This is a genomic window from Alkalicella caledoniensis, assembly GCF_014467015.1.
In the GTDB taxonomy this organism is placed as follows: Bacteria; Bacillota; Proteinivoracia; order Proteinivoracales; family Proteinivoracaceae; genus Alkalicella; species Alkalicella caledoniensis.
In genome coordinates, this window is the sequence record NZ_CP058559.1 from 2,528,957 (window position 1) to 2,555,209 (window position 26,253).

Sequence of the window (26,253 nt, forward strand, 5' to 3'; positions counted from 1 at the left end):
GTAAAATATCAAAATAACATATAAAGGAATATAAAAAGCATAATAAAAGAGCTTAAGTTTCAATAGAAAACGCCCGAGGGCGTTTTTTATTTTGTTGTAATCCATGATATTTAATAAAACGAATAGAAGAAAATATTCAAAGGCACAATAATTATGATGCTGTAGAAAATTAGCAAAGTAAAAAGGAGGTTTAAAATGGCTGATATAAAGGAGCAGAAGCAAAAGCCTAATATCAAAGAAGATAGTAAAACAAATCAGCTGAAAGGTTTCAGTGTAAATCATGATGATACTAAACTGACAACTAATCAAGGTGTAAAACTTTCAAGTACCGATGACTCCCTAAAAGCAGGTGAACGTGGACCAACACTCATGGAGGACTTTCACTTCAGAGAGAAAATGACACACTTCGACCACGAAAGAATTCCTGAAAGGGTAGTACATGCGCGAGGTTTTGGGGCACATGGTTATTTCCAATGTTATAAGCCAATGACTGAGTACACAAAAGCCAAATTCCTTCAAGATCCATCAGTGAAAACACCTGTATTTGTGCGCTTTTCCACTGTTGTTGGGTCCCGTGGCTCTGCAGATACCGTAAGGGACGTCAGGGGATTTGCAACAAAGTTTTATACAGAAGATGGTAATTATGATTTAGTGGCAAATAACATGCCTATTTTCTTTATACATGATGCAATTAAATTCCCAGATATAGTTCATTCCATAAAGCCGGAACCTCACAATGAAATTCCACAAGCTTCAGCGGCTCATAATACTTTCTGGGATTTCGTTGTAAGTACACCAGAACTTGCACATATGATAATGTGGCTTCTCTCAGATAGGGCAATACCAAGAAGTTATAGAATGATGGAAGGCTTTGGTGTAAACACATTTAGATTCGTTAATGATATGGGTAAAGCTCATTTTATAAAATTCCATTGGAAACCATTACTAGGGGTACATTCTTTAGTTTGGGATGAAGCTCAAAAAATAGCTGGTAAAGCCCCAGACTTTAATAGAAGAGATCTATGGGACGCCATAAATATGGGACAATTCCCTGAATTTGAGTTAGGTGTACAGATACTAAAAGAAGAAGATGAATTTAAGTTTGACTTTGATATCCTAGACGCAACAAAATTCTGGCCTGAAGAAGATGTTCCTGTGGAAATAATAGGTAAAATGACCCTAAATAGAAACACAGAAAACTTCTTTGCAGAAACAGAACAAGTTGCATTCCACCCTGGAAATGTCGTGCCAGGAATTGACTTTACAAATGACCCACTTCTCCAAGGTAGGCTATTCTCTTACTTAGATACTCAACTTATTCGTTTAGGTGGTCCTAACTTTCACGAGCTTCCTATAAACAGACCACTAGCACCAATACACAACAATCAAAGAGATGGATACCACCGCATGACTATTGATCAAGGTGCCGTAAGCTACTCACCAAACTCTATCCAGAATAATGCACCTATGCCAGACCCTAAAAACGGTTATATTCACTATCAAGAAAAAGTGGATGGTAAAAAGGTTAGGGCAAGAAGTGAAAGCTTCAAAGATTTTTACAGACAAGCTACACTTTTTTGGAATAGCATGTCTGACATAGAAAAACAACATATTATAGAAGCATTCCACTTTGAAGTAGGTAAAGTTAGTTGTAAAAAAATAAAACAACAAGTTGTAGATATGTTTAATAATGTAGACAGTATGCTTGCCACAGAAATTGCAAAAGGTGTTGGCGCTACACCACCGTCAACTGTTGGAGGAAATGATGTTGTAGCAGCTTCTCCAGCAGTAAGCATGGAAAACACTATAAAAGTTGCCCAGACCCGAAAAGTAGCTTTTTTAGTGGAAAATGGCTTTAACTATCAAGATGTTACTCAAACAATGCAAGCACTAAAAGACGCTGGTGTAAGTGTTGAAATAGTAAGCAAAAATATTGGTGTGTTAAATAGTATGGATAACCAAGAACTTGAAGCAGGACAAAACTACCTTACTACTGCCTCTGTGCTTTATGACGCAGTATTTATCCCAGGTGGAAGAGAATGTGCCAATACTTTAGCTAACCAGGGTGACTCAATGGGCTTTGTTAACGAAGCCTTTAAACATGCAAAAGCCATAGCCTCTTCAAATGAGGGTATTGACTTCCTAGAGTCTACCCAAATTCAAGGTGTTGCATTGGCAGGTATGGAAAATACAGGGGATGTGGTAACAGAGCTTGGAGTTGTAACAATCAGAAACACAGCTGATTTAGGCAAATTCGGTCAAGAGTTTATTAAAGCTATAGCCGAGCATAGGCATTGGGCAAGAAAAGATATAAAAGAAAAAGTGCCAGGCTAAGGCAGAAAAAGCCCCGACAATTTCGGGGCTTATTTCAATAACTGGTGGCATGAAAAACCTTTTTCTCATAGTTCTACTAAAAAAACATAGTATATACTAAAATATAAAAAACAAAGGGAGTGGCATAAATATGATTATAAAAGGCATCACTTACAAAAAAATACTAACATATGCTGGGTCCTTTTTTGTATTTTTAGGTGTACTGGGTATATTTCTACCTCTATTTCCAACCACACCATTTCTTTTGATAGCAGCATTTTGCTATAGTAAGGGCTCAAAAAAACATTATAACTGGATAATAAAGAATAGGGTCTTCGGTAAGTACATAAAAGATTATCGAGAAGGTAAAGGGATACCACTACATGCTAAGGTGCTTAGTATAACAACACTGTGGATATCCATAGGATTCTCTGTGTTATTAATACCTTCCCATCAGGCAATACGTATCATAATGCTTTTTGTAGCAACTGGGGTAACAATATATTTAATAAAAGTCAAAACACTAAAAACCATATGATTCACTTTATAATGGAATTGAAAAAAGGGTTTGAGAAAGAAATCATCTGTTTTTTAGAGAATTTAAGATAGAATGGGTATAATTCGTATTTACCTTTATTTGGCGCCTTTAGGCGTCTTTTTTATTTCAATATGCTATGTTATAATCAGAGAGTGTAAAATGGCACGAAAATAAACCATGTGGAATAAAAACAGACCACGAAAAATGTAGGTTTTTAGGGAGGGCTAAAACAGTGGTTTGATTTCATTCCAAACACCAAAAAGGTGTGTTTGGAATACCCCTGAGAAATAGGCATATAAAGTTTGGCACGGTTATTGCAATAATGATAACGAAGATGTGACGAGCTTAAATCAGCCTAAAAATTAAAGAATAGGATGATGAAAAGTGAACACAAAAAGGATTAAAATTATTACAACCATTGATAGGGCTAACATAACCTATGACATTATCTCCATTTTCCGTAGACACAATGTTTATATACAATGGATGGAAGTTTATACCTCTGTGCTTTATATCAAATTTCCCATTGATGACAATATACAGTGGACTTTAATAAAAGACGAAATTCTTAGTGTGGAAAATGTTGATACCATCGATGAAATAGACTTGATTGCTGTGGAAGAAAGAGAATTAGAAATGACTACGGTGCTTGATACAGTTTTCTATGGGATAGTCATACTTGATAGGTTTAATAAAATTAAGTACATTAACAAATATGCTGCAGAAAATATTTTTTACGTTGCAGCTAACCTTGTGAAGAATAAAGTAATCACTGACTTTATATCAGAAAAAGCCTTTAAAAAAGTTGGGACTGAAAAAGTTTCAGCTGAAGAGAACATTGAAATCGAAATAGGAAACAAACCGTATCTAATAAATACACATCCAATAACAAATGAAAAAGATATATCCTTTGGTAAGTTGATCACCATGCAAGACATAGATAAAATAGATAAGGTTTTAAATAGGAGACGCTATGACAACCCAATAACATTCAATGATATTGTGGGAAATAGTAAGGAAATGAAGGAAGTTATAGAATACGCCATGCTTTTTGCACCTTCAGATTCTCCAATCTTAATTACTGGCGAAAGTGGGACAGGAAAAGAACTCTTTGCTAGGGGTATCCATAACCATAGCCGAAGGGCAAACAAAACCTTCGTGGCCATAAACTGTGCAGCTATCCCTGACCAACTGTTAGAAAGTGAACTTTTTGGTTACGAGGGTGGTGCCTTCACAGATAGTAAAAAAGGTGGCAAAAGCGGTATATTTGAAATTGCCAATGGTGGAACAGTATTTTTAGATGAAATCGGAGAGATGGCACCACATTTACAAACAAAACTTCTTAGGGTATTACAGGAAGGTAAAATCCGCAAAATTGGTAGCCATGTGGAGATACCTATAGACGTTAGAATTATCTCTGCAACAAATCAGAATATCGAAGAGCTAGTTAAAGAGAAAAAATTTAGACTAGATCTACTATATAGAATTAATATTTTTAAACTTAACATTCCCGCCCTGAGGGAGAGAAAAGATGATATTACGGTACTAACTGATCATTTCATAGCAATATATAAAGAAAAATATAACAAAAGTATTGAGTTTGTAGACTCTCTAGCCATAGAGAAGCTACATAATTATAGCTGGCCCGGCAATGTAAGGGAATTACAAAATGTAATTGAAAGGGCAGTGGCATTAAGTAAAAACTCTATAAATGGGAAGGAGGTTCTGCTAAACTACGCGCTGGAAGATTCTGTTACAGAGCATTACGAGCATTCAACTAACCTAAAGGACAAGTTGGGAGTAGTTGAAAAAGAAATTATCATTAGCGCTTTAAAAAGAAACAAAAGTATAAGGCAAGCTGCTAAGGATCTAGATGTTACACACACGCTACTAATAAACAGAATCAAAAAGTACGAGTTAAAAGAGTGGATAGAGCAAGAGTAATCATACCTAATATAATATTTCTAATCTAATAATTATAACTCAATTAAAAAAAGGGATGGTGTAAATTATGAATAAACAAGTTAAAGCAAATGGTTGGGCATTACTTCCGTTTTTAGTTTTCGTAGGAATTTTCTTAGGTAGCGGTATTATTTTAGAAATGCAAGGTGTAGACATGGCATTCTACAAATTCCCAGCACCAGTTGCAGCTATGGCTGGTATTGTTTTCGCATTCATTATGTTTAAAGGTACAATAGAAGAGAAATTCAATGATTTTGTTCGTGGTTGTGGTGATAACGATATCATCGTTATGTGTACAATCTACCTTCTAGCAGGTGCTTTTTCCACAGTAACAGGAAGTATGGGTGCTATTGACTCAGCAGTAAACTTCGGACTTACCTATATTCCAGCACAATTTGTTATGGCAGGACTATTCTTAATTTGTATGTTACTTTCCACAGCTATTGGAACGTCCATGGGTGCTATCGGTGCAATTGGTCCTATAGCTTATGCAGTAGCTCTAACAGCTGGTCTTAATGTTCCTCTTACCATGGCTGCTGTACTAGGCGGTTGTATGTGTGGGGATAACCTATCAATTATTTCTGATACAACCATTGCTGCCACTAAAACTCAAGGCTGTGAAATGCGTGATAAATTTAAACTAAACTTCCTAATAGTATTGCCAGCGGCAATTATTACAATTGTACTATTACTAATCTTTGGTAGACCAGAAAGTATTACAGCCATTGAAATTGGTTCTTACAACTTAGTTAAAATATTACCATATGTGTTTGTATTAGTATTTGCACTTATCGGTATGAATGTATTTGCAGTTCTAACAGGTGGTATCTTCATTTCAGGTGCTATCGGTATGATCTACGGAGAATTCAACATTTTAGGATTTGCTGAATCTATTCAATCAGGTTTTGTTGGAGTATTTAACATCTTCTTACTTTCAATGCTTACAGGTGGACTTGCGGCACTAGTTACAAAAGCAGGTGGTCTACAGTTCTTACTTGAAAAGATTCAAAAGCTTATCAAAGGACAAAAGTCCGCAGAAGCTGGTATCGCTGCACTAGTTTCTATTACAGATGCTGCAGTAGCTAACAACACAGTAGCTATCATTATAAATGGACCTATAGCAAAACAAATCAGTACTAAGTATAAAGTTGACCCAAGAAGAAGTGCCGTCATACTAGATATCTTTGCTTGTGTAATGCAAGGTGCTATACCATACGGAGCTCAAATGCTTCTAATTGGTACTCTAGCAATGGGAACTATTTCTCCACTGCAAATCATTCCACTTCTTTGGTACCAAATGCTATTAGTTGTTGCAGCAATAATCTCAATTTATATACCATACGCAAATGGTGTTATCAAGAAAAACCCATGGAAATGGGAAGATGAAGAAAAGCAAGTAGCATAATATTTAAGTCTATATATCTGGGCATAACTACAGCTATGCCCAGATTATATATATATTTTGATAAACTTATTGATAAAAAAGGGAGGACTTAAAATGAAAAAAGAACAACTGTCAAACAAAGGTTTTAGTACTCAAACAATTCACGGCGGACATGTTAAAGACGAGATGTATGGCTCATTAGCAGCTCCAATTTATGCTACATCCACGTATATATTTGACTCTGCAGAACAAGGTGGAAGAAGATTTGCTTTAGAGGAAGGTGGATACATCTACTCAAGGTTAGGTAACCCAACGGTTACACCTGTGGAAGAAAAATTAGCTTTACTAGAAGAAGGTGAAGCTGCCCTTGCTACTGCTTCTGGTATCGGTGCTATCTCTTCTGCTCTATGGACAATTCTTAAAGCTGGAGATCACATTGTAGCTGACGAAACCCTTTATGGCTGTACCTATGCATATATGCACCACGGTCTAACAAGATTTGGAGTGGAAGTAACATTTGTTGATGCTTCTAAGCCAGAAAACGTTAAAAACGCAATGAAAGAAAACACAAAAGTAGTTTATATTGAGAGTCCGGTTAACCCACACTTGAAAATAATTGATATCGCAGCAATAGCTGAAATCGCTCATGCTCAAGAAGATGTTAAACTTATTGTTGACAACACTTTTGCAACACCGTACCTACAAAAACCACTTACACTGGGAGCAGACGTTGTTGTTCACTCCGCAACTAAATACCTAAACGGTCACGGTGATGTTATCGCAGGTTTTGTTGTAGGTTCATTAGATTTCGTAACCCAAGTACGTCTTGTTGGTGTTAAAGATATGACTGGTGCTTCATTAAGTCCATTTGACGCTTTCCTAGTTGGAAGAGGTATGAAAACTCTTGACCTAAGAATGGAAAGACACTGTGCTAATGGAATGGCAGTTGCTGAGTTCTTAGAGCAACATCCAATGGTAGAAAGAGTTTACTACCCTGGTCTAAAAAATGACCCATACCATGAAGCAGCTAAAAAACAGATGAAAATGTTTGGTGGAATCGTTGCCTTTGAAGTAAAAGGTGGTTTCGAAGCAGGTAAAAAAGTTATAAACTCTGTTCAAATGTGTAAATTAGCAGTAAGTTTAGGAGATGCTGAAACACTAGTACAACATCCAGCGTCCATGACTCACTCAACCTACACTCCAGAAGAACTTGCAGCAGTAGGTATAAGCACAGGACTAGTTCGTGTATCAGCTGGACTAGAAAATGCAGAAGATATCATTGCAGATCTAGCTCAAGCCTTAGAGCAAATTAAATAATTAAACAACCCAAAATAACAACAAACCCAAAAAAATAACCAAAGCCCCGAACTTGTTTCGGGGTTTTTTAATTTATCCAACCACTGTCCCCGTGTTAATTTTGATAGGTAAGTAATTAGATGTAGTATGATAAACACTTTGTATCTATATGGCCGTTACTAATTAAAAATAGAAATAATAAAATCTTTCAATGTGAATATACATCATAATAAAGGTTAAATGTAGCCAATGATATACAGTAAAAAGGTAGAAATAAGAAAAAAGGGGGAAATATATTGAAGAAAGATACTATATTTATTACAAGAACTGGCTTACTACTTGCTTTGGCATTGGTATTTCAACTGGGATTTAGACTTTTTGCCCAGCCTGTTGTTGGTCCAATGGTAAACTTTGTGCTAATATTTAGTGCTATTTACGTAGGGACATTATCAGGCGTGATCATTGGGGCATTAACTCCACTGATAGCATTTATGGTTGGTATAATGCCACTTTTCCCCGTGGTGCCATTTGTAATGATAGGAAATGCCTTGCTAGTAATTGTATTTAATTACATTAGACAAAAGATAAGATTAAACACAAACTATGTAGCTGTTGTAGTAGGGGCATTAGTGAAGTATGGATTTTTGGCCATATCCGCACGCTATATGGTAGGTCTATTTATTCCAGTAGTCCCGCCACCATTGGTAGCATCTTTGTCCCTACCACAGCTATACACAGCACTTGTAGGTGGAGGGCTGGCAGTTGTAGTAGCAGAAGTGGTGGGAAAAGCTTTAGTTAAAGAACCGGTACAAAATTAACAAATAGAAGCATTGTTCACTTTGAACTATGCTTCTATTTGTTTGAAAACAAGGAATTAGCTAAAGAATGTAGAATTAGAAATATTACTAAATAATGTGAGGTGAATATTATGGACGTTGATTTGTTGCTTAATGACAATTCTTTTTTCAAAGCCATATTTAACGTTATTCCAGCAATAGCACTGATAATGAATGAAGATGGTATGGTATTCACTATAAATGAAGTAGGTAAGAATTTACTAGGACTATACTCTTATAAAGGTGACTTGCGAGGTGGGGATACACTTAAATGTATAAATAGACACTCTGACCCGAAAGGATGTGGGTTTAGTCCGCAGTGTAATGATTGCACAATCAGAAAAGCTATCAAAAGTGCAATCAATGGGGAAAAAATAGCTAGAGTCAAAGGTAAATACATAGTGGAAGTAAAAGGTGAACAAATAGAACTAAATATACTTATAAGTGCTGCGCTAATGGAATATCAAGGTCAAAAATTAGCCATATCTATAATAGAAGACATATCAGAGCTAACAGAATTAGAAGGACTAATCCCTATCTGTGCTCACTGTAAAAAGATTCGCGATGATGATGGGTATTGGAATAGAGTTGAAGTATACATAGAAAAGCATACTGAAGCGGAATTTACCCATGACGTTTGCCCCAAATGTATCGAAACAATAAAAAAGAGTCATGCACAATTGCTTTAAAGTTAGTAAAATTTGGGAGGAGAGTATAGAGATGATTGAATCAAGGTGTGGAATACTGTGTTCAGAATGTGAATATAAAGAAGAAATGGACTGTAAAGGTTGCGTAAACATTGACAAGCCTTTCTGGGGAGAGAAATGCCCTGTTAAGGTGTGCTGTGAAAGTAAAGAATTATCACACTGTGGACAGTGTGATAATTTCCCTTGTGAATTACTGATACAGTTTGCCTATGATAAAGAACAAGGGGATGATGGTAAGAGGATAAAACAATGTAAGGCATGGCAAGGGTAAGTGAAAAATCTACAAATATCCGTTAAGGGGGATAAAAATGCGTTATATAATGAAACAGAAACTATTTTCAATTAAAGATAAATTCACTATTCAAGATGAAACAGAAAACACAGCATACCTTATAGAAGGAACACTTTTTACGTTAGGCAATAGGTTATCATTTCAAAATAAATACGGGGAAGAGCTACTGAATATTAAACAAAAGGTATTATCCTTTATAACAACCTATGAAATTCTTAAAGATGAACAAGTATATGCTATTGTAAAGAAAGAACCATTCACATTGTTTAGGTCAAAATTTACAATAGAAGTTTATAATGGTGACTATATTGAAGTGCAAGGCAATTTCATAGACCACGAATATCAATTCACTAAAGGACAATACACAATTGGGTCTGTTTCAAAGGAGTTTTTCTCTTGGTCAGATACCTATGGGATAGACGTGGCTGAAGGTGAAGATGATGAACTTATTCTAGCCTGCGCAGTAATAATAGATATGATTAGCCACAACGGTAAAAGAAGATAAAGGGGTATCAAATCTACATTCAAAAAAACTCTCCAACGGTTTGGAGAGTTTTTTTGAATGTAAGACAGGTACTTTACTTAAAAACTATAGGTAATGTATTCCCTCCATAAGGCATTAAAGTTATTTTGGGGTTGCTAGGAGCTAATGAATAGGCTACATTCATGGCTTCTTCTGGTGAACCAGCGGGTATGAAACCTAGTTTTTTCACAGTTTCATCAGGTAGTGCAGAAACCAAGATAAGTTTCCTAAATACACCTGTATAAGCTGTTTTATATGCTGCATAGCCAGGTACCGTAAAGTTCTCCTTAAGAGCTTTTTCCATGTCTTCCAGGGTACTATACCTAAACCAGCTTAAAAATTCTTCAGCTCCTAACCCTTCGCTGCATTCAGAGAATAAAACAATAACACTATCTTCATTGCCACCATAAAGACAGTTATCCATGGTTTTTACACTCTGGTATAAGTTCATGTCCTTTGGATACCCACCTGCTGATGCAACGATGATTTCTGCCTTTTCTCTTATTTCTATACCATAGAGCTCTCTAATATAGTCACAGCCTTTAAGCCATGCTTTTTCAAAATCGCCACCCACAAATTTAACAAAGTTGCCTTCTGTATCTAAAACAACATTGAACAGAAAGTCTGGGGAAAATTTACGACATATTTCAGTGATATCTTCTCGCATTGGGTTATCTGATATTTTGTTTGACCCAGCATTTGGGTTAAGACCTGCTCCTTCACCTTCGTAGAAGGTAAGGCGATGGTTATGTTGAATTGTTTTAAGACCAGCAACACCAGGAACTAAGCTTTTAGCTCCACCACCAAAGCCTGCGAACAGATGGAACACAATTCCACCTGTTAAAATAACGCGATCTGCTTCCGCTACCCTTTTGTTTATATATATGGGAGTACCAAAACTGGATTCTCCCATATACATAAGGTTATTATCATCAAAGCAGTTGTGGTCAAAAACCTTTACCCTTGAGTATAGTTCTTCTCCCACCAATATTTGAACTTCCTGCAATGTGGATGGACGGTGGGTCCCCAGTGCAACAATTATTTTTATGCTATTGTCATTAATCCCTAGATCATTTAAATAGTTTACTATGTGGATAAGGAAGAGGTGATTCTTTATCCAAGCCCTAGTAATATCGCTTATAACAATCACAACTTTTTCTCCTGATTTAACAATATCCTTTAAGGGTTTTGAGCCTACAGGGTTTTCTAATACTCTAATTAACTCACCCTCAATATCATTAATGTTAGTTGAATTCTTTGGTTTAAGTGTTTGAATGATACTTTTTGATGGTAAAACTATGTCAATGTCTTTCCTGCCATACTTAAATTTATACTTATCCATGACTTATCCTAAAAACCAGGCACTATAGAACCATCAAAGGCTTCCCAAATGAAATCACGGATTTCCTCGGAGTGGTAAATTTCAATAAGTCTTTTAACCCGGGCATCGTCCTTCAACTCAGGTCTAGTGGCTATAACGTTAACCCATGGTGAGTCTTGAGGTTCGATAAAAATTGAGTCCCTAACTGGGTTCATACCTGCTTCAATTATGAAGTTTGTGTTTATGGCCGCTACAGCTAAATCAGGAAGGGTACGTAAGATAATTGGAGCATCTAGTTCAATAAATTCAAGATTCTTTGGATTTTCTGCAATATCCCTAACTGTGGCACCAATACCAGTACCTTCTTTTAGTTTAATAATACCTGCTGACTCAAATAGAATTAGAGCCCTTCCTTGGTTTGTAAGATCATTTGGTAGACCTATTTTGTCACCTGTTACTAGTTCATCTAGGGATTCTAACTTATTTGAGTAAACACCCATTGGAAAATTAATAGTTGAAGCGATACTTACTATGTTGTAGTTACGGTCTTTGTTAAACTGATCTAGATATGGCTGATGTTGAAATATATTAACATCAAGCTGTTTTTCGTGTAATTGAATATTAGGCTGAACATACTCATTGAACACAACTAGTTTAATTTCCAAATCTTCCTTTGCAGCTATCTCTTTGATTTTTTTGCCGATTTCTTCATGGGGTCCACCTGTTACACCGATAACTAGGGTGTTTTCAGAGTCATTGTTTGAACCACAGGCTGTAAGGCCTAAAAGTATGATTAGTGATAATACAATTCCAATTATTTTTTTCATTTTTTAACACTCACTTTCAATTTATATTTAGTAGATTCCCTTTAGCAGCTTTTTCTCTTAGAAAAGCTAGTTTATTTGTAGCTTCAATTAATGTTTCTTCTTTTTTTGCAAAGTGAAATCTCACATATTTGTTAATATCCTCTTTGAAGAAACTAGAACCTGGCACTGCTGCAACACCCACTTCCTTTGCCATCCATTCACAAAATACCACATCGCTGCCATCCCAGAACTCTGAGATATCCACCATGACATAGTAAGCACCTTGAGGCTCTACATACTTTAGCCCAGCTTCATCTAAACCTTTTAGAAAGACTTTCTTTTTATTGTCATAAAGATTTTGTAATTTTATATAATATGAATCTGGAAGATTAAGCCCAGCTAAAGCAGCTGCCTGCAAAGGAGCTGCCGCCCCCACCGTAAGGAAATCGTGAACTTTTCTAGCATTTTCTGTTATAAAACTTGGTGCTATTATATACCCTAATCTCCAGCCAGTTATTGAGTAAGTTTTTGATAAGGAACTACACGAGATAGTTCTTTCATACATTCCTGGTAGGGAGGCAATATATGTGTGCTCAAAGGGAGGTAAAACTATATGTTCATAAACCTCATCGGCTATAACGAAAGTATCATACTCTATAGCCAGCTGTGCTATATAATCAAGCTCGTCACGGGAAAATACTTTTCCTGTGGGGTTTGAAGGGTTACACAATACAAGGGCTTTAGGATTTTGTGCAAATGCACTCCTTAGCTCATCTTTATCGAATGAAAACTGGGGAGGATGAAGGGGTACATAAATTGGTTCAGCCCCACAAAGGATAGTATCGGCTACATAGTTTTCATAAAAGGGTGAGAAAACGATAACTTTATCTCCGTGGTCGCACACAGTCATCATGGCAACCATCATTGCTTCTGTACTTCCACAGGTTACTACAATATCTGTATCTGGGTTTATAGCTAACCCCATGTACTTACTTTGCTTTTTAGCTAAAGCTTCTCGAAATTTTTGTGAACCCCAAGTTATTTCGTATTGATGAGGTCCAGTATCTGCAACTTTTTTTAGTTCATTCACAAGCTCTTGTGGTGGATCAAAATCGGGAAAACCCTGAGAAAGGTTAGTAGCCCCATATTTATTAGCCACACGGGTCATTCTTCTTATAAGAGAATCAGTGAAAAAATCAAGACGTTTACTTATCTTAGGCATTACATTCTTCCTTTCATCTTGTCTTTGTTAAGCAAAACCTTTACAAAAGTGTGTTGTTAATGATCTGACCCTGATGAAACTGCAACCCTTAATGACTCAATCTCTTTAACAAATAATCCCCCACGGTCTGAACAACATTTACTATCAGTAATAATATAATTGTCGTAACAACCATGACATCTGTTCTGAAGTATTGGTATCCATATCTTATGGCAAAGTCTCCTAACCCCCCACCACCTACAGTTCCTGCAACAGCAGAGAACCCAATTAGACTTACTGTTGTTATGGTAAGTGCATAGATTATACCAGGAAGGGCTTCCACTAGTAGTACCCTGTAAATAATCTGAAAGGGACTCGACCCCATGGACTTAGCAGCTTCAATGACACCTTTATCAACTTCAAGTAAAGCTGACTCTATTTGTCTAGCCACAAAGGGAGTGGAAGCGAAGATGAGAGGTACCACTGCACCCTTTAAGCCAATTGTTGTACCCACTAAAAATCTGGTAATAGGTATAATAGCAGTCAACAGTATTACAAAGGGTAACGATCTGAAAGTATTTACAACTTTACCTAGAACTGAATTTAACAGCTTATTTTCCATAAGGTTATTCTCGCGGGTAACAGTAAGAATTACCCCTATGGGCACTCCCAAAAGTGCAGCAATGAATCCTGCAATTGTAACCATGGCAATGGTATCATTAAAAGCTTTAACTAAATCAGGAAATAGATTGATGACGTTGGGCATCAACTGTTTCAAAAACTCCACCATCTGAAAGCACCTCCACTTTAATATTATTTTGTGTGAGATATCCAATAGCCTTCTTGGTTTTTTCCTCAGTACCACTTAACCTGATTATAAGATTACCTAGGGGCACGCCTTGGATATGCTCGATATTACCAAACAGAATACTTGCAAAGACTCCATAATCCATGGAGATTTTTGATATAAAAGCTTGGCTAGTCTTTTTACCCATAAAGGATATTTTAACAAGCCTTTGAACTTCACCTGGCTTAGAAGCTAGATCATATTCTAGGAAGCTATCTATACTTTCATAACCCATTGTTGAAGCCACAAATTCCTTGGTGATTTTAGCTTGAGGACTAAAAAACACATTCAAGACATCACCAACTTCTACTATCTCACCATTTTCCATAACAGCTACCTTGTTGCAAATCTCTTTAATGACGTCCATTTGATGTGTAATTAGTACAATGGTTAGATTGAGTTTTTCGTTAATATCCTTAAGAAGATTTAAAATTGATCGAGTTGTTTGTGGATCTAAGGCAGAAGTTGCTTCATCACAAAGTAAAACATCAGGATCATTAGCAAGAGCCCTTGCTATTCCAACCCTTTGTTTTTGACCACCACTTAACTGAGCTGGGTACGCATTTGCTTTGTCTTGAATACCCACAAGCTTTAATAGGTTTATGACCTTTTCTTCAATTTGTTTTTTTGTTAGGCCTTTACCCTTTAGGGGATAAGCAACATTAGAAAAAATAGTCCGCCTGCTCATGAGATTAAAATGCTGAAATATCATTCCAATTTTCTCTCTCTTTCGCCTTAGCTCAATGTCTTTAAGAGCTGTGAGTTCAATACCATTTACAGTAACCTTGCCTTCATCGGGAGATTCTAGTAGATTTATACATCTAATTAAGGTGCTTTTCCCAGCACCACTGTAACCTATTATTCCGTATATGTCTCCTTGCTCCACGTGAAGGTTAACATTCTTTAGGGCATGGACAGCAGTACCCTTACTGCCGTAGGTCTTGGTAATATTCTCTAATAAAATCAAATGTAATCCTCCTCTTTTTTGTGAAATAAAAAACCCCTTCTCCACATAGAGAAGGGGTTAGACATAAACATACAAAAAATTTAGTCTTTCCCTCATCTCTCAGAACTATGTTCTGTTGGAGTTAGCACCGTGCACTAATTAGTGTGGTTGCTGAAACTTCATAGGGCCATTCCCTCGGTTTCTCTTGATAAGGTTGTTTATCGTATTAAATTGTTTGCTTGAATTTAAATCTTATTATAAGCACATGAAAGGGAGATGTCAACATGTTTTTCAATTTATTATCAATTTAATTAGTTAAAGCAAGAAACTCACTAAATATTACTAATTATGGTATTTTATTTACTTAGAAGGAATTTAGACAAATAAATAGAATTATAAAGATTAGATTTATTTATTAAATATATATATTCATAAACTAAAATTATAGAACTATTATTCCTATTATTCTATGGAGGTTTTAAATGGAAACTAATAATTTTCAAAAGAGAGTTTTAGAATCTTTGACGAGATGTAAGGAGAAAAAAATTTCACCTCAAAATACCATGCCACTGGTTACAGTTGACGAAAATTCTTTAGGCCTAATACTAGATAGTAATGAGATGTTAGTTAATAAATTTACGGATTTAACAGAGGAAATATTAGGATACATGGGCAAGGGGACTTTAATTATTCTCACTGACCCAAAGGGCATATTACTAAAAGTAGGAAAATCTTGTGACGTGGAAATACTCTTATACCCAGGAGCCTCATTCACTGAAGAAAGCTTGGGGACCAATGCCATATCAATGGCCATGGAGCTAGAAGGGACAGCCTTTTTAGAGCCAGAGCAACATTATTTAGACTTCTTTAAAAAGTGGTATTGCTACGCTAAACCACTTGTAAAGGATAAGGAAATAATCGGTTATATAGATATAACTACAATAAATGAGAAAATGCGTGGTGAGCTCAAAGTTGTAGCTAACATGTTAGCAGATAGAATTACCATTGAGATGAAAGGTAATAAGAATCCTAAAGAAATATCTGTTCCCTTAAGTGATGTCCAAATAAGTGTACTGAGACTAATGGCTAAGGGGCACTCCAACAAGGAGATAACAGATATTCTAAATGCAAGTCCTAACACAATAAAGTATCATAGAAAAATCATTTTCAAAAAACTGCAATCCTCTAATGCAAATGAAGCAGTAGCAAAGGCATATGAAATAGGACTTATATAAAATAACATAAACAACTACCCTTTTGGATAGTTGTTTTAAACTGATGACAAAGTCATTTTTTGATGAATGTCGCATATTAAACGCTGTACAGCATTCTGCGTCGAGACTTAAGGCTTCTACCTAAACTCCAGAAGGGGACCGTTCCAATTCACCGTCCATGGTTCAATGGAACTCTCGAAACGTCAGACTGTGTGGCTAATCTCTAAAAACTCAAGGATTAGCCGTAAATTTCCTGTCTTTTGGTGCAATATGACTTAAACATATAAAAATACAATGATAAAGTGGGTCTAAGAGCTACTAATATCCTTAGTAGTTCTTTCACTCCTATAATATTTATTACTCTTTTAAAATTATAGGCTAGCAAAACTAGGGCTGTCTCTGTAGTTACAGAATCCATCCCTCTTGTTAAAAAATACCCAGCATTCATTGTCCTTTTGATGGTTCCATAAGGATGCTCAACAATCATCTGCCTTTGTAGGTATTTGTCCATATTTGCTTCTGTTCTAGCATCTATAGTATCCAAAAAATCTTGGTTAGGTGACCGATTTATTATCCTGCCTTTGGCTGCAGTGGTGCATTTGCTTTTTGATTCACAGTTTTTACAGGCATCGTAGTTTCTATATTTTATTCTTTTTGGTTCTTTTGATTTGTGGTTTATTCTGCGTAATTCATGGCCCAAAGGACAAATATATAAGTCTTTTTCAGGCACATAAGTAAATTTATCTCCGTAGAAATCTTTGTCTCCTGTGGCGTTAGAATACGACTGTTTTGGCAAATAGACTGTTGTTTCGTTTCTCTCACATTTCATGAGGTCGTCTGCTTGGTAATAGCCTTTATCTGCCGCTACTTCAAGTTTCCTTTTTCCAAATATATCTTTAGCCTTTTCTGCAAGTGAATTTAGGTTACCTTGATCTGCGGGATTGTTTGTAACATCATATGCGACTATAATACCATGCTTAGAGTCTACAGCTGTTTGTATGTTATATGCTACAGTAACACCATTGTTTTTGTTGTCCATAAGCCTAGCATCTTCGTCAACTGTAGATATTTCATTACTTTCGCTATCCTGTAGTTTTTTTTCCAACTCTTCAAATTTAATTTTACGCTCCTTGAGTTTTTCAATTTTTTGCTGAATTTCTTCAGGTGTATACTTAAGTTTAGGTGAATCGTCTTTGTCACTGCTTTCTAACAAATCTAGATAGGAATTAACCTTATCTTCGATATATTGTTTGTGTCTTTGTATTTTTTTCTTTGAGAAATTATTCTTCTTTGAATTATTAGCTTGAATTTTAGTCCCATCTATTGCTATGAATTCCTCGCCTAATAGTTTGAGATCCTTACACAACTTAGTAAAATCCTTGAAAACTTGTTTTAGCTGAGTTTTATTTTCTTTCCTGAAATCAGCTATTGTTTTAAAATCAGGTTTTAGTTTTTGTAATAGCCAAACCACTTCTATATTCCTGTGAGATTCTGTTTCTAGCTTTCTAGATGATCTTATGCCATTTACATACCCATATAGATATAACTTCAATAAAACAGAGGGATGATATCCTGGTGCACCTCTGCGGTGTTCCTTTGATTTAGTGAATGCACTCATATTGACCAGTTTTACGTATTCATCAATTACCCTAACGGGATTATCCTCACCTATGTAATCTTCTATGCAGTCAGGAAACATTGTTTTTTGCTTTCTATCTGTACCTTGTATAAATGACATTTAAAATCCCCTCTCCGATATTCTATAACTTAATTATACTACAGAAAAAGGGAAAAGTACTGTATTTACAGTACTTTGGAGGCATTTTAGACATATATTATTGTTTAATTCTCACACAGTCTGACGTCCTGTTCCTCGCCCCTTCTTCCGTTTAGCTATTCAGCTCTTAAGTCTATCTCCTCGAATTAATTGTACTGCTTTTTAATATGCACATCTAGGGTCAATGACTTTGTCTTAGGTTTATAACATAAACAACTACCCTTTTGGGTAGTTGTTTATGTTGTAAACCTGTGATAATCTTGTTTTAGGGGAAAAATGGTAAAGGGGTAATGTTTTAATTTTTAAACAACCATGTGGAGTCATCTACATGGTTGTTTTGTTATAATATTATGGTTTTAAAAAGAGGATTGTATTGATATGTATAGAATTATATTTAATACATTTAGAATAAACGTAAGTCCAATACTATTTCGTGTAGTTGGGTTAATAAGTAAAAAATAGCTAGAGGAGGAGAAGTGTATGGAAGTTATAAAGTATACTTGCCCAAAGGAGTTTTTTGACTTAGTAGAAGAGTATTTGTTAGCAGACGAAGTAATTAACAATTTGCCCTTGGGTATATTATATAATCTTGTAAAAAACCAGCAAAACTTGAAAGGGCAACCCTTTTTAGCTGCGGTTACTGACAATGGCCAGTTAGAACTTGTAATGATTAAGACAGGAAACAATAACTTGGTGGTTCATGGAGAAGGAGCTAAATTAAAAGAAGCAATTATTTGTGCTATGGATTACATAGTAGATAATAAAGTGCCAATACCCGGTGTAATAGGTCTCAGGGAGGTTGCAGATAATTTCGCAAAGCTATGGAGTGAAAAAGATCTATCCCCTGTGAAAATTGATATGGAACAACTAATATATAAACTAGATAGAGTTAACCCAATTAAGTATAGTGAAGGAAATATAAGACTTGCTATGGATGATGATATAGAACTTTTGACTCAATGGATTTATGAGTTTATGAAGGAAGCATTGGGTGCAGACAACAAAGCTCATGCACAAAACTTTGTGGAAATCAGCATCAAAGATTCATCCCTTTATATATGGGAGGACCAGGGGCCTGTATCCTTAGCAAAGAAAACTAGACCTACTAAAAATGGTATAGTAATAAACTCCGTTTATACCCCCAAAGACAAAAGAGGTAAAGGATATGCCAGCTCATGTGTTGCTAGCCTAAGTCAGTTACTCCTAGATGAGGGATATCAGTTCTGCAGCCTATACACAGACCTATCAAACCCAACTTCAAACAAAATCTACACAGAAATCGGCTATGTACCAATAGCAGAATCTGTAGTATATAAATTTTAGAGAAAAAGCCCGCGACAGCGGGCTTTTTCTTCTAACTATACCTCAAACACAACTTTCCCATTAAAAATAGTCTTCAAAACCTTTACATCATTTATTGTGTCAGGACAGATTTCGAATATATCCTCTGAAAGAACAGTGAAATCAGCTAATTTTCCTGGAGTGATTGATCCTTTTATATCCTCTTCAAAGGAAGCAAAAGCAGCTCCTAATGTATAGCCATAAACAGCCTGCTCTACAGTAATCTTTTGATCAGGTAACCATCCATTTTCAGGGTAACCTTTTAAATCTTTTCTTGTAACAGCACAGTAAATACCTTTAAGTACATCAAAAGTCTCCACAGGGCAGTCAGAACCACAAGCAACATTTACACCTCTGTCGAACATGCCCTTCCAGTTATAAGAGGTTTTTGCCAGTTCCTTTCCAACTCTATCCTCTACAATGTGAAGGTCATAATCAATGAAAATGGGTTGTATATGTGCTACTACACCTAAATCACCATACTTATCAAGAAGGGTTTCGTCCGTTATCTGGCAATGAATAATAGAATGTCTATGATCATCCCGGGGATTTTTGCTTAAAACCTTCTCAAAACTATCAAAAGACATATACATGGTTTTATCTCCAATACAGTGTATGGCAACATGCATCCCAGCATTATGTGCAAGGGATACTAGCTCATCTAGCTCCCTTTGACTATAAACACAAATCCCTCGGGTTGAAGTATCATCTGCATAAGGTTTGCTCAGATAGGCAGTTCGGGCTCCCAATGACCCATCTGCTAAAACCTTAAGGGGGCCAATTTTAAACAAATCATCACCTACACCAGTATTAAAGCCCTGCTCCAAAAAGCTATTTAATCTTTCTTTCGTTGATAGAAGACATTGCTCGTAAACCCTTAGGGGAAGCTTTCTTTCAGATGCCAGTTCACTATACGCAGTTAATACATTGTTGAAATCCTTGCCTGGCATGGCCTCAAAGTCATCTGATTGAACAGAAGTTATTCCCTCAGTTATGACATTGTCAGCAGCTTTCATTAGAAGCTCCTTTATGTATTGTACACTAGGTGCAGGGATATGCTCTGACACTAAATTGAGTGCTTTCTCCCTTAGTACCCCTGTGGGCTGTCCATTTTCATCCACATCAAAATGACCACCATCTATCTGAGGAGTATTCTTAGTCAACCCAGCTAGTTCTAGTGCCTTACTATTTACAACTGAAACATGGCCACAAGCCCTTGTTGTAATTATTGGAAACTCCGTGGATATCTTATCTAAATCATATCTAGTAGGGAATTTTTTTTCATGGAAATGATCATGATTCCATCCCCTACCTTCAACCCAGCTTCCCTGTTGAAGATTTAGATTTTCCATAAATGCTTTCATCCTATCTACCAGATGGTCTATTGAGGTAGTTCCTATTAGATTAGCTTTCATAAGACTAGTTCCATAGCTTAATAAATGCATGTGGCTATCGTTAAAGCCTGGCACCATTAGCTTTCCTTCTAAATCAATAACTTTAGTATCAGCATCCTTAAGTGCTAGAATCTCCTCAACTGTCCCAACAGAAGAAATTCTACCATCCTTAACTGCAACAGCTTGGGCAATAGGTTGTCTTTTATCCATAGTAACAACTTTACCATTAACAACGACCAAATCCACAAAACCACTCCTCTCAATGTTGAGTATTGATACAATTATAGCATAATATTTAGTCAATGGTTATTAGTCATTAACTATTAGCTAAATACAACTTTATAAAACCATTGACCATCTCCTAAACTGGAGTTAGAATCGAATTATACATATAGAAAAAATAGGGAGGCGCCATGAAAAGATATCATTCATACGTAATATCTACTTTTGTTTTGGTTGCGATTTTTTTAGGTGTCATATTAGATATTTCTCTTTTGTATCCTTTTATATCAAGCGTAATTTTTAGTTTAATTGTCCTTTCAAGGGTGGGAAAGCCATTAAAGGATTTGTGGGTTATGATATATGAGGGGCTAATGGAGTGTAGGGTACTATTTCTACTAATCTTACTAATTGGAGCCAATATATCTGTATGGATGTCTTCCGGTGTCGTACCAGCCATCATGTACTATGGATTCGAATACATGAAAGGAATGAACTTTATTTTCATGGCTTTTTTGATAACTTCTATCATGTCTATTTTTATGGGAACAGCAGTGGGCACAATAAGCACATTAGGCATTGCCTTATTGGGCATAGGGAAGGGGTTTGCTATTCCCCAGGAAATCCTACTGGGAGTACTGGTTTCAGCAGCATTTATAGCAGATAAGATTTCTCCCATATCTGGTCTTTTGAACCTTACATTAAAAATCACAAATACCTCATATAGACAAACTATAAAAGCAATGCTCAAGACATTAGTGCCCGTATATATAGTTACAGCTATAATTTATTATATTATTGGGAGCCGGTACGGAGCAGGGGAGGACCTTGCAATTATAAGTGTATTCCAAACTGGAATACTACAAGGCTTTAGGATTTCCCCATGGCTACTCCTTTTACCATTATGTATAGTGTTACTTCCCCTCAGAGGAGTAAAAATAATACCCACTATCCTAACAGGACTTGGAGGAGGAATTATTATAACACTACTTTTCCAAGGAGGGACCCTTATAAAAACCTTTAAACATATCCTTTGGGGTTTTGAGGGCAGTACACCTTCGCCAGAGCTAAACTCCATACTAATAAGCGGGGGGGTTATGGGAATGGTGGAAGTAGTGTTTATAGTGGCATCTGTTATAGCTTTAAGCAGCTTGTTAGAAAAATCAGGTATATTAAAACCTATTATTTTTGACCCCATAGCTAAAGTAAAAACAAAAGGTGAGCTTATATTAAAAACGGGAATAGTGGGAAGCCTGCTGACAGTTGTAACATGTGATCAAACAGTGGGGATAGTGCTTCCAGGGAAACTGTACAAGGAAAAATACAGGGAACTAGGGGTTGATAACACAGTTCTAGCTAGGACAATATCAGATACAAGTACAATAATAGCTCCACTTATACCCTGGAATGTAAACGGAATAATCATAGGGCTAATAACTGGAACAACAGCCATACAATACGCCCCATACGCCATACTATGCTACCTGTTTCCTGCAACTGTAGTATGGATATATTTTCGAAAAATGAACACCAATGCAAATGCGAAATATTGTAACTACCTAAATCAAAAGGAGGTCTTACCATGCGTCAACTTAGATTCCACGGAAAAGCAATTGTAACGGGAAAAGGTTCACTGAAGCATGTAGAAACAATCAAGTCTAGTAAAACACTTATAATCACAGGTAAAGGGTCTATGTTTAATAATGGTACCATTGATGCAATAACTACTATGTTAAATAAAAATAATATCCACCACCAAATTTACTCAGGAGTTAAAGCAAACCCTACAACTGAGCAGACAATGGACTGTGTTGGACAAATGAAAGAGTTTAAACCTGATACTGTAATAGCTGTGGGTGGAGGCTCTGCCATAGACCTAGCAAAAGTTGCAACTCTATTTTATGAGTACAACCTTGATTTTAGTAAAGCAATTAACGAAGGTATACCAGAGACTAGGAAAACTAGCTTTATAGCAATTCCTTCAACCTCAGGGACCGCCACAGAAGTTACTAAAGCAGCAGTTATCACTTTCCCCGAGGATAACCTAAAAAGAGGATTTAAATCCGATGCCTTTGTACCAGATATAGCTATTTTAGACCCACAAGTCACACTGTCCATGCCGAAATCTGTTGTAGCAGAGACAGGTATGGATGCCATGACCCATGCAGTTGAGTGTTTTATTAACAAAAATGTAGAGGATTTTACCTCAGTGTTAGCAAAAGGGGCAATCGAAGGTTTATACAAATATCTTCCACTATCCTATGATAAGGGTGATATAGAAAATAGAGAAAAGGTACACAACCATCAAGCAGTTGCTGGTAGTGCTTTCACAAATGTAGGTCTAGGAATGGCCCATGGCATATCCCATGCCATAGGTGGCATGTATGATTTAGGCCACGGACTTATAAACGCTGTAGTACTGCCTTATGTAGTGAAGTTTAACTCCCAAGACCCGTGGGTAGAGGGGAGACTTTCCGAACTAGACAAGTTAGTAGTAGAACCTGATTTTATCCAAGCAATAGTAAGCTTAAACCAAAAGCTAAACATACCTAGTTCATTTAAAGAAATGGGTATAGAAGAGGGGAGCTTTGAAAAGGAGTTTGATGAGCTTGTGGAAAACTCTCTTAAAGGATCAACGAGGGTTAATCCTGTTCAGCCAACAAATGATCAAATGGAAGAACTTCTTAGGAATATTTATCAAGGAAAGCTATAGGAATAAACCCAGCATTTTTAGTAATTAAAAATGCTGGGTTTATTGTATCCTAGCTTAATATTGTACTTTATCACTACTGAATAGTTACAAATAGTGGTAAAGGTGTTTTGGCCTTCATATATTTAATAAGTAAAGATAAATCATCTGGGAGGTGGGATTTTGACACAGAAAGTACTTTTAACAGGTAATCAAGCAGTGGCTAGGGGCTTTTGGGAAGCAGGAGGTGTAATTGCTGCCAGCTACCCAGGGTCTCCCACAGTGGAGATTTTGGACTCATTGAAACAATATAAGGAAATCCACAGTAAATGGTCTACAAATGAAAAGGTAGCCCTAGAAATTGCCATAGGCGGGAGTTTTGCTGGAGCAAGGTCCATGGTATCTATGAAGCATGTAGGTGTAAACATAGCGTCTGATCCTTTTATGACCTTTACACAAGTAAAAACCAAGGGTGGCTTTTTACTTGTGGTTGGAGATGACCCAGGTTTATCTAGTTCTCAAAACGAACAAGACACTAGATTCTTTAGTAAATTTGCAAACTGTGTGGTTCTAGAACCAGCGGACCCACAAGAGGCTAAGGATATGGTCAAAGATGGCCTGGAAATTAGTGAAAAATATCATACACCTGTGATACTTCGATTGACAAGTAGGTTATGCCACAGCAGAGGATTAGTTGAATTAAAAGACCCAGTGATAAAAGATATAGAAGGCTTTGTTGAAGATCAGGCCCGTTATTGTATGCTCCCGCCTTACGCCAATGAGCAGCAATACTTCATGAAAGAAAGAATTGAAGCAGTTAAAGAGTACAGCCCACAATACCATTTAAATCAGTATCATCAAAGGAAAAGCGACACATTAGTAATAACAGCAGGGTTTTGCTACTCTATGCTACTGGAGCTAAACCCTAATATCTCAATTTTCAAGCTGGGTATGGTTTATCCATTACCCATTGACAAAATAAAGGAGATAAGCAAGAAGTATAAGAAAGTGATTGTAATGGAAGAATTGCTGGGCTTCATTGAAGAAACTTTAAAGCTAGATAACATTGAGGTTATAGGAAAAGATATCTTCCCATTCACAGGGGAATTTACCACTGACTCTATCAGGGAAGGGCTAGAAAAAGCAGGTGTCTTTTTAGAAAATAGTAAAAAAACAGGTGAGAATATACAGGTACCCAATAGAACTCCGATGCTTTGCTCTGGATGCCCACATAGACCTATCTTTCACATACTTAAAAAGGCGAAGGCCCTTGTTGTGGGGGATATAGGTTGTTACTCTTTAGGTATTTTAGAGCCATTTGAGGTACTTAAGACAAACATAAGCATGGGAGCTTCATTAGGTATAATTCAAGGCATGGCTTTAGCACATAAGGAAGCTAACAAGGTGAAACCCCTTGTTGCAACCATAGGTGATGGTACATTTTTTCACTCGGGTTTATCTGGCTTCGTGGATATTGCTGAAACTAAAGAGAATATTACTATTATAGTCCTAGATAATAGGACAACTGCAATGACTGGTGGACAAAGCACCCCAACTACAGCTGAGTTTACAAAAGAAGAGTCTTATACCTTAAGCATAGCATCTATATTGAAATCATTTGGCATAGAAGATATTCAAGAAGTGGATCAATTTGATTATAAGAACGCTAGGAAAGTTATCAGAGAAGCCATGAAAAAACAAGGGCTCTCAGTAATTATAGCCACAAGACCATGTGCTTTAAACTTTAAGATCAAAGAACCATATTTTTATGTGGACGAAAACATATGTATAAGCTGCAGAAGTTGTATCGGTGTCAACTGCCCACCCATATCCATGAAACACTATGGAGATAAAGACAAGAAAAATTCCTACATTGACTCAACCATGTGTGTTGGTTGTTCTGCTTGTTCTCAAGTTTGTCCTGTAAATGCCATAAAAAGATCCCCAAGAGAAAAGGAGGGGAAGTAAATGACCACAAATATAATTATTGCAGGTGTAGGAGGCCAAGGTTTAGTTTTAGCAACTAGAATAATAAGCGAGGTAGCCATAAGAGCAGGTTATGATGCAAAAACCAGTGACGTCATTGGTCTTTCTCAACGGGGAGGTAAGGTTTGGGGTATTGTTAAGTTTGGTGATAAAGTGCATTCGCCAGTTGTAGGATTAAAAGAAGGGGATATACTAGTTGCTTTGGAGCCTTTAGAAGCTCTTAGATGGGTAGATCACCTAAAAGATAATGCCAAAGTTGTTATAAATACCCAGCAAATATTTCCTAATAGGGTGCTACTTGAAAAAGAAGACTATCCCCAAAATATAGAAGATAAAATAGAAGAAAGAGGATTTACTATTGATAAGGTAGATGCCCTAAACATAGCTGAGGAAATAGGAAACTTAAAACTCATAAATACAATAATATTAGGGAGACTTGCCAGGTTATTACCTTTTGGTATAGATGTTTGGATAGAAGTTTTAAAAGAGATGGTTCCTCCAAATACCACAGTAAGTAACTTATTAGCATTTCAAAGAGGAATGAAAAAGTAAAACATAATATATTAAGGGATGTAAACTAGTACTACCTAGCTTACATCCCTTAATTCGTTATGTAAATATTGCTACAGTATAGGAAAACTTGGTAACAAGATATAACTGT

The 26,253-nt window shown here is 36.4% G+C and carries 22 protein-coding genes and 1 riboswitch; of the genes, 15 read left to right on the forward strand and 7 right to left on the reverse strand.

Annotated features, from left to right (window positions below; genetic code table 11):
* Positions 1-195 precede the first annotated feature (195 nt).
* The 9 genes from HYG86_RS12445 to HYG86_RS12485 all read left to right on the forward strand — a co-directional run bounded on the left by HYG86_RS12445 (position 196) and on the right by HYG86_RS12485 (position 9,833).
* Positions 196-2,334 carry a catalase gene (locus tag HYG86_RS12445; protein WP_213165893.1) on the forward strand — a complete coding sequence of 713 codons (2,139 nt, stop codon included), beginning with the start codon at positions 196-198 and terminating at the stop codon, positions 2,332-2,334.
* A 130-nt stretch (positions 2,335-2,464) separates the two neighbouring features.
* On the forward strand, positions 2,465-2,851 hold the full coding sequence (locus tag HYG86_RS12450; protein ID WP_213165894.1) for a YbaN family protein: 387 nt from the start codon (positions 2,465-2,467) through the stop codon (positions 2,849-2,851).
* Between the two features lie 384 nt (positions 2,852-3,235).
* Entirely contained in the window at positions 3,236-4,795 is a 1,560-nt protein-coding gene (locus HYG86_RS12455) for a sigma-54 interaction domain-containing protein (protein WP_213165895.1), read from the forward strand.
* 67 nt (positions 4,796-4,862) lie between these two features.
* Positions 4,863-6,218: a Na+/H+ antiporter NhaC family protein gene (locus tag HYG86_RS12460; protein WP_213165896.1), complete on the forward strand. Its 1,356-nt coding sequence runs from the start codon at positions 4,863-4,865 to the stop codon at positions 6,216-6,218.
* Positions 6,219-6,311: 93 nt separating this feature from the next.
* Positions 6,312-7,514: a methionine gamma-lyase gene (megL, locus tag HYG86_RS12465; RefSeq protein ID WP_213165898.1), complete on the forward strand. Its 1,203-nt coding sequence runs from the start codon at positions 6,312-6,314 to the stop codon at positions 7,512-7,514.
* A 275-nt stretch (positions 7,515-7,789) separates the two neighbouring features.
* Positions 7,790-8,311, forward strand: a complete 522-nt coding sequence (locus HYG86_RS12470; RefSeq protein ID WP_246451773.1) for an ECF transporter S component — start codon at positions 7,790-7,792, stop codon at positions 8,309-8,311.
* A gap of 110 nt (positions 8,312-8,421) precedes the next feature.
* Positions 8,422-9,018, forward strand: a complete 597-nt coding sequence (locus tag HYG86_RS12475; protein WP_213165899.1) for a nitrogen regulation protein NR(II) — start codon at positions 8,422-8,424, stop codon at positions 9,016-9,018.
* Positions 9,019-9,049: 31 nt separating this feature from the next.
* Positions 9,050-9,307 (forward strand): DUF3795 domain-containing protein, encoded by a 258-nt coding sequence (locus tag HYG86_RS12480; protein ID WP_213165900.1) that lies wholly within the window; start codon positions 9,050-9,052, stop codon positions 9,305-9,307.
* Between the two features lie 37 nt (positions 9,308-9,344).
* A complete protein-coding gene (locus HYG86_RS12485) occupies positions 9,345-9,833 on the forward strand; it encodes an LURP-one-related/scramblase family protein (protein WP_213165901.1) in 489 nt (162 codons plus the stop codon).
* Between the two features lie 73 nt (positions 9,834-9,906).
* On the opposite strand, the gene larAH10 is transcribed toward HYG86_RS12485, so the two are convergent.
* The 5 genes from larAH10 to HYG86_RS12510 all read right to left on the reverse strand — a co-directional run bounded on the left by larAH10 (position 9,907) and on the right by HYG86_RS12510 (position 14,993).
* Positions 9,907-11,193, reverse strand: coding sequence for an NPN-dependent 2-hydroxyacid racemase, LarAH10 family (gene larAH10 / locus HYG86_RS12490; RefSeq protein ID WP_213165902.1), 1,287 nt, complete (start codon positions 11,191-11,193; stop codon positions 9,907-9,909).
* Between the two features lie 8 nt (positions 11,194-11,201).
* Positions 11,202-11,999 carry a MetQ/NlpA family ABC transporter substrate-binding protein gene (locus HYG86_RS12495; protein ID WP_213165903.1) on the reverse strand — a complete coding sequence of 266 codons (798 nt, stop codon included), beginning with the start codon at positions 11,997-11,999 and terminating at the stop codon, positions 11,202-11,204.
* A 16-nt stretch (positions 12,000-12,015) separates the two neighbouring features.
* The gene (locus tag HYG86_RS12500; RefSeq protein ID WP_213165904.1) at positions 12,016-13,200 is read right to left on the reverse strand and encodes a pyridoxal phosphate-dependent aminotransferase; all 1,185 of its coding nucleotides are present in this window, start codon (positions 13,198-13,200) and stop codon (positions 12,016-12,018) included.
* 88 nt (positions 13,201-13,288) lie between these two features.
* Complete coding sequence (locus HYG86_RS12505) at positions 13,289-13,969, reverse strand: methionine ABC transporter permease (protein ID WP_213165906.1); 681 nt, start codon at positions 13,967-13,969, stop codon at positions 13,289-13,291.
* Positions 13,917-14,993 (reverse strand): methionine ABC transporter ATP-binding protein, encoded by a 1,077-nt coding sequence (locus HYG86_RS12510; protein WP_213165908.1) that lies wholly within the window; start codon positions 14,991-14,993, stop codon positions 13,917-13,919. Before HYG86_RS12510 ends, HYG86_RS12505 begins: the two co-directional genes overlap by 53 nt.
* 89 nt (positions 14,994-15,082) lie before the next feature.
* Positions 15,083-15,187, reverse strand: a riboswitch (SAM riboswitch).
* A gap of 267 nt (positions 15,188-15,454) precedes the next feature.
* Between HYG86_RS12510 and HYG86_RS12515 the strand changes: the two genes are divergently transcribed.
* Positions 15,455-16,207 carry a LuxR family transcriptional regulator gene (locus HYG86_RS12515; protein ID WP_213165909.1) on the forward strand — a complete coding sequence of 251 codons (753 nt, stop codon included), beginning with the start codon at positions 15,455-15,457 and terminating at the stop codon, positions 16,205-16,207.
* Between the two features lie 217 nt (positions 16,208-16,424).
* On the opposite strand, the gene HYG86_RS12520 is transcribed toward HYG86_RS12515, so the two are convergent.
* Positions 16,425-17,924, reverse strand: coding sequence for an IS1182 family transposase (locus HYG86_RS12520; RefSeq protein WP_213165626.1), 1,500 nt, complete (start codon positions 17,922-17,924; stop codon positions 16,425-16,427).
* Positions 17,925-18,443: 519 nt separating this feature from the next.
* Between HYG86_RS12520 and HYG86_RS12525 the strand changes: the two genes are divergently transcribed.
* Entirely contained in the window at positions 18,444-19,286 is an 843-nt protein-coding gene (locus tag HYG86_RS12525; RefSeq protein WP_213165910.1) for a GNAT family N-acetyltransferase, read from the forward strand.
* 35 nt (positions 19,287-19,321) lie between these two features.
* Here the strand turns inward: HYG86_RS12525 and HYG86_RS12530 are convergent, their stop codons facing one another.
* The gene (locus HYG86_RS12530) at positions 19,322-21,001 is read right to left on the reverse strand and encodes an amidohydrolase (protein WP_246451774.1); all 1,680 of its coding nucleotides are present in this window, start codon (positions 20,999-21,001) and stop codon (positions 19,322-19,324) included.
* Positions 21,002-21,111: 110 nt separating this feature from the next.
* Here HYG86_RS12530 and HYG86_RS12535 point away from each other — a divergent pair, with 110 nt between their 5' ends.
* The 4 genes from HYG86_RS12535 (at position 21,112) to HYG86_RS12550 (ending at position 26,144) form a co-directional block, all read left to right on the forward strand.
* Entirely contained in the window at positions 21,112-22,536 is a 1,425-nt protein-coding gene (locus HYG86_RS12535; protein WP_213165912.1) for a Na+/H+ antiporter NhaC family protein, read from the forward strand.
* Positions 22,500-23,630: an iron-containing alcohol dehydrogenase gene (locus HYG86_RS12540; protein WP_213165913.1), complete on the forward strand. Its 1,131-nt coding sequence runs from the start codon at positions 22,500-22,502 to the stop codon at positions 23,628-23,630. Before HYG86_RS12535 ends, HYG86_RS12540 begins: the two co-directional genes overlap by 37 nt.
* A gap of 159 nt (positions 23,631-23,789) precedes the next feature.
* Positions 23,790-25,574 (forward strand): thiamine pyrophosphate-dependent enzyme, encoded by a 1,785-nt coding sequence (locus HYG86_RS12545; RefSeq protein ID WP_213165914.1) that lies wholly within the window; start codon positions 23,790-23,792, stop codon positions 25,572-25,574.
* Positions 25,575-26,144 carry an indolepyruvate oxidoreductase subunit beta gene (locus tag HYG86_RS12550; RefSeq protein WP_213165916.1) on the forward strand — a complete coding sequence of 190 codons (570 nt, stop codon included), beginning with the start codon at positions 25,575-25,577 and terminating at the stop codon, positions 26,142-26,144.
* Positions 26,145-26,253 lie beyond the last annotated feature (109 nt).

What these genes read in the sequence shown, in the direction of transcription:
- HYG86_RS12495 (WP_213165903.1), bottom strand. Translation starts at nt 11,999, where the DNA reads ATGAAAAAAATAATTGGAATTGTATTATCACTAATCATACTTTTAGGC.
- HYG86_RS12540 (WP_213165913.1), top strand. Translation starts at nt 22,500, where the DNA reads ATGCGTCAACTTAGATTCCACGGAAAAGCAATTGTAACGGGAAAAGGT.
- HYG86_RS12500 (WP_213165904.1), bottom strand. Translation starts at nt 13,200, where the DNA reads ATGCCTAAGATAAGTAAACGTCTTGATTTTTTCACTGATTCTCTTATA.
- megL (WP_213165898.1), top strand. Translation starts at nt 6,312, where the DNA reads ATGAAAAAAGAACAACTGTCAAACAAAGGTTTTAGTACTCAAACAATT.
- HYG86_RS12475 (WP_213165899.1), top strand. Translation starts at nt 8,422, where the DNA reads ATGGACGTTGATTTGTTGCTTAATGACAATTCTTTTTTCAAAGCCATA.
- HYG86_RS12450 (WP_213165894.1), top strand. Translation starts at nt 2,465, where the DNA reads ATGATTATAAAAGGCATCACTTACAAAAAAATACTAACATATGCTGGG.
- HYG86_RS12460 (WP_213165896.1), top strand. Translation starts at nt 4,863, where the DNA reads ATGAATAAACAAGTTAAAGCAAATGGTTGGGCATTACTTCCGTTTTTA.
- HYG86_RS12445 (WP_213165893.1), top strand. Translation starts at nt 196, where the DNA reads ATGGCTGATATAAAGGAGCAGAAGCAAAAGCCTAATATCAAAGAAGAT.
- HYG86_RS12505 (WP_213165906.1), bottom strand. Translation starts at nt 13,969, where the DNA reads ATGGTGGAGTTTTTGAAACAGTTGATGCCCAACGTCATCAATCTATTT.
- HYG86_RS12550 (WP_213165916.1), top strand. Translation starts at nt 25,575, where the DNA reads ATGACCACAAATATAATTATTGCAGGTGTAGGAGGCCAAGGTTTAGTT.
- HYG86_RS12515 (WP_213165909.1), top strand. Translation starts at nt 15,455, where the DNA reads ATGGAAACTAATAATTTTCAAAAGAGAGTTTTAGAATCTTTGACGAGA.
- HYG86_RS12480 (WP_213165900.1), top strand. Translation starts at nt 9,050, where the DNA reads ATGATTGAATCAAGGTGTGGAATACTGTGTTCAGAATGTGAATATAAA.
- HYG86_RS12535 (WP_213165912.1), top strand. Translation starts at nt 21,112, where the DNA reads ATGAAAAGATATCATTCATACGTAATATCTACTTTTGTTTTGGTTGCG.
- HYG86_RS12525 (WP_213165910.1), top strand. Translation starts at nt 18,444, where the DNA reads ATGGAAGTTATAAAGTATACTTGCCCAAAGGAGTTTTTTGACTTAGTA.
- HYG86_RS12485 (WP_213165901.1), top strand. Translation starts at nt 9,345, where the DNA reads ATGCGTTATATAATGAAACAGAAACTATTTTCAATTAAAGATAAATTC.
- HYG86_RS12520 (WP_213165626.1), bottom strand. Translation starts at nt 17,924, where the DNA reads ATGTCATTTATACAAGGTACAGATAGAAAGCAAAAAACAATGTTTCCT.
- larAH10 (WP_213165902.1), bottom strand. Translation starts at nt 11,193, where the DNA reads ATGGATAAGTATAAATTTAAGTATGGCAGGAAAGACATTGACATAGTT.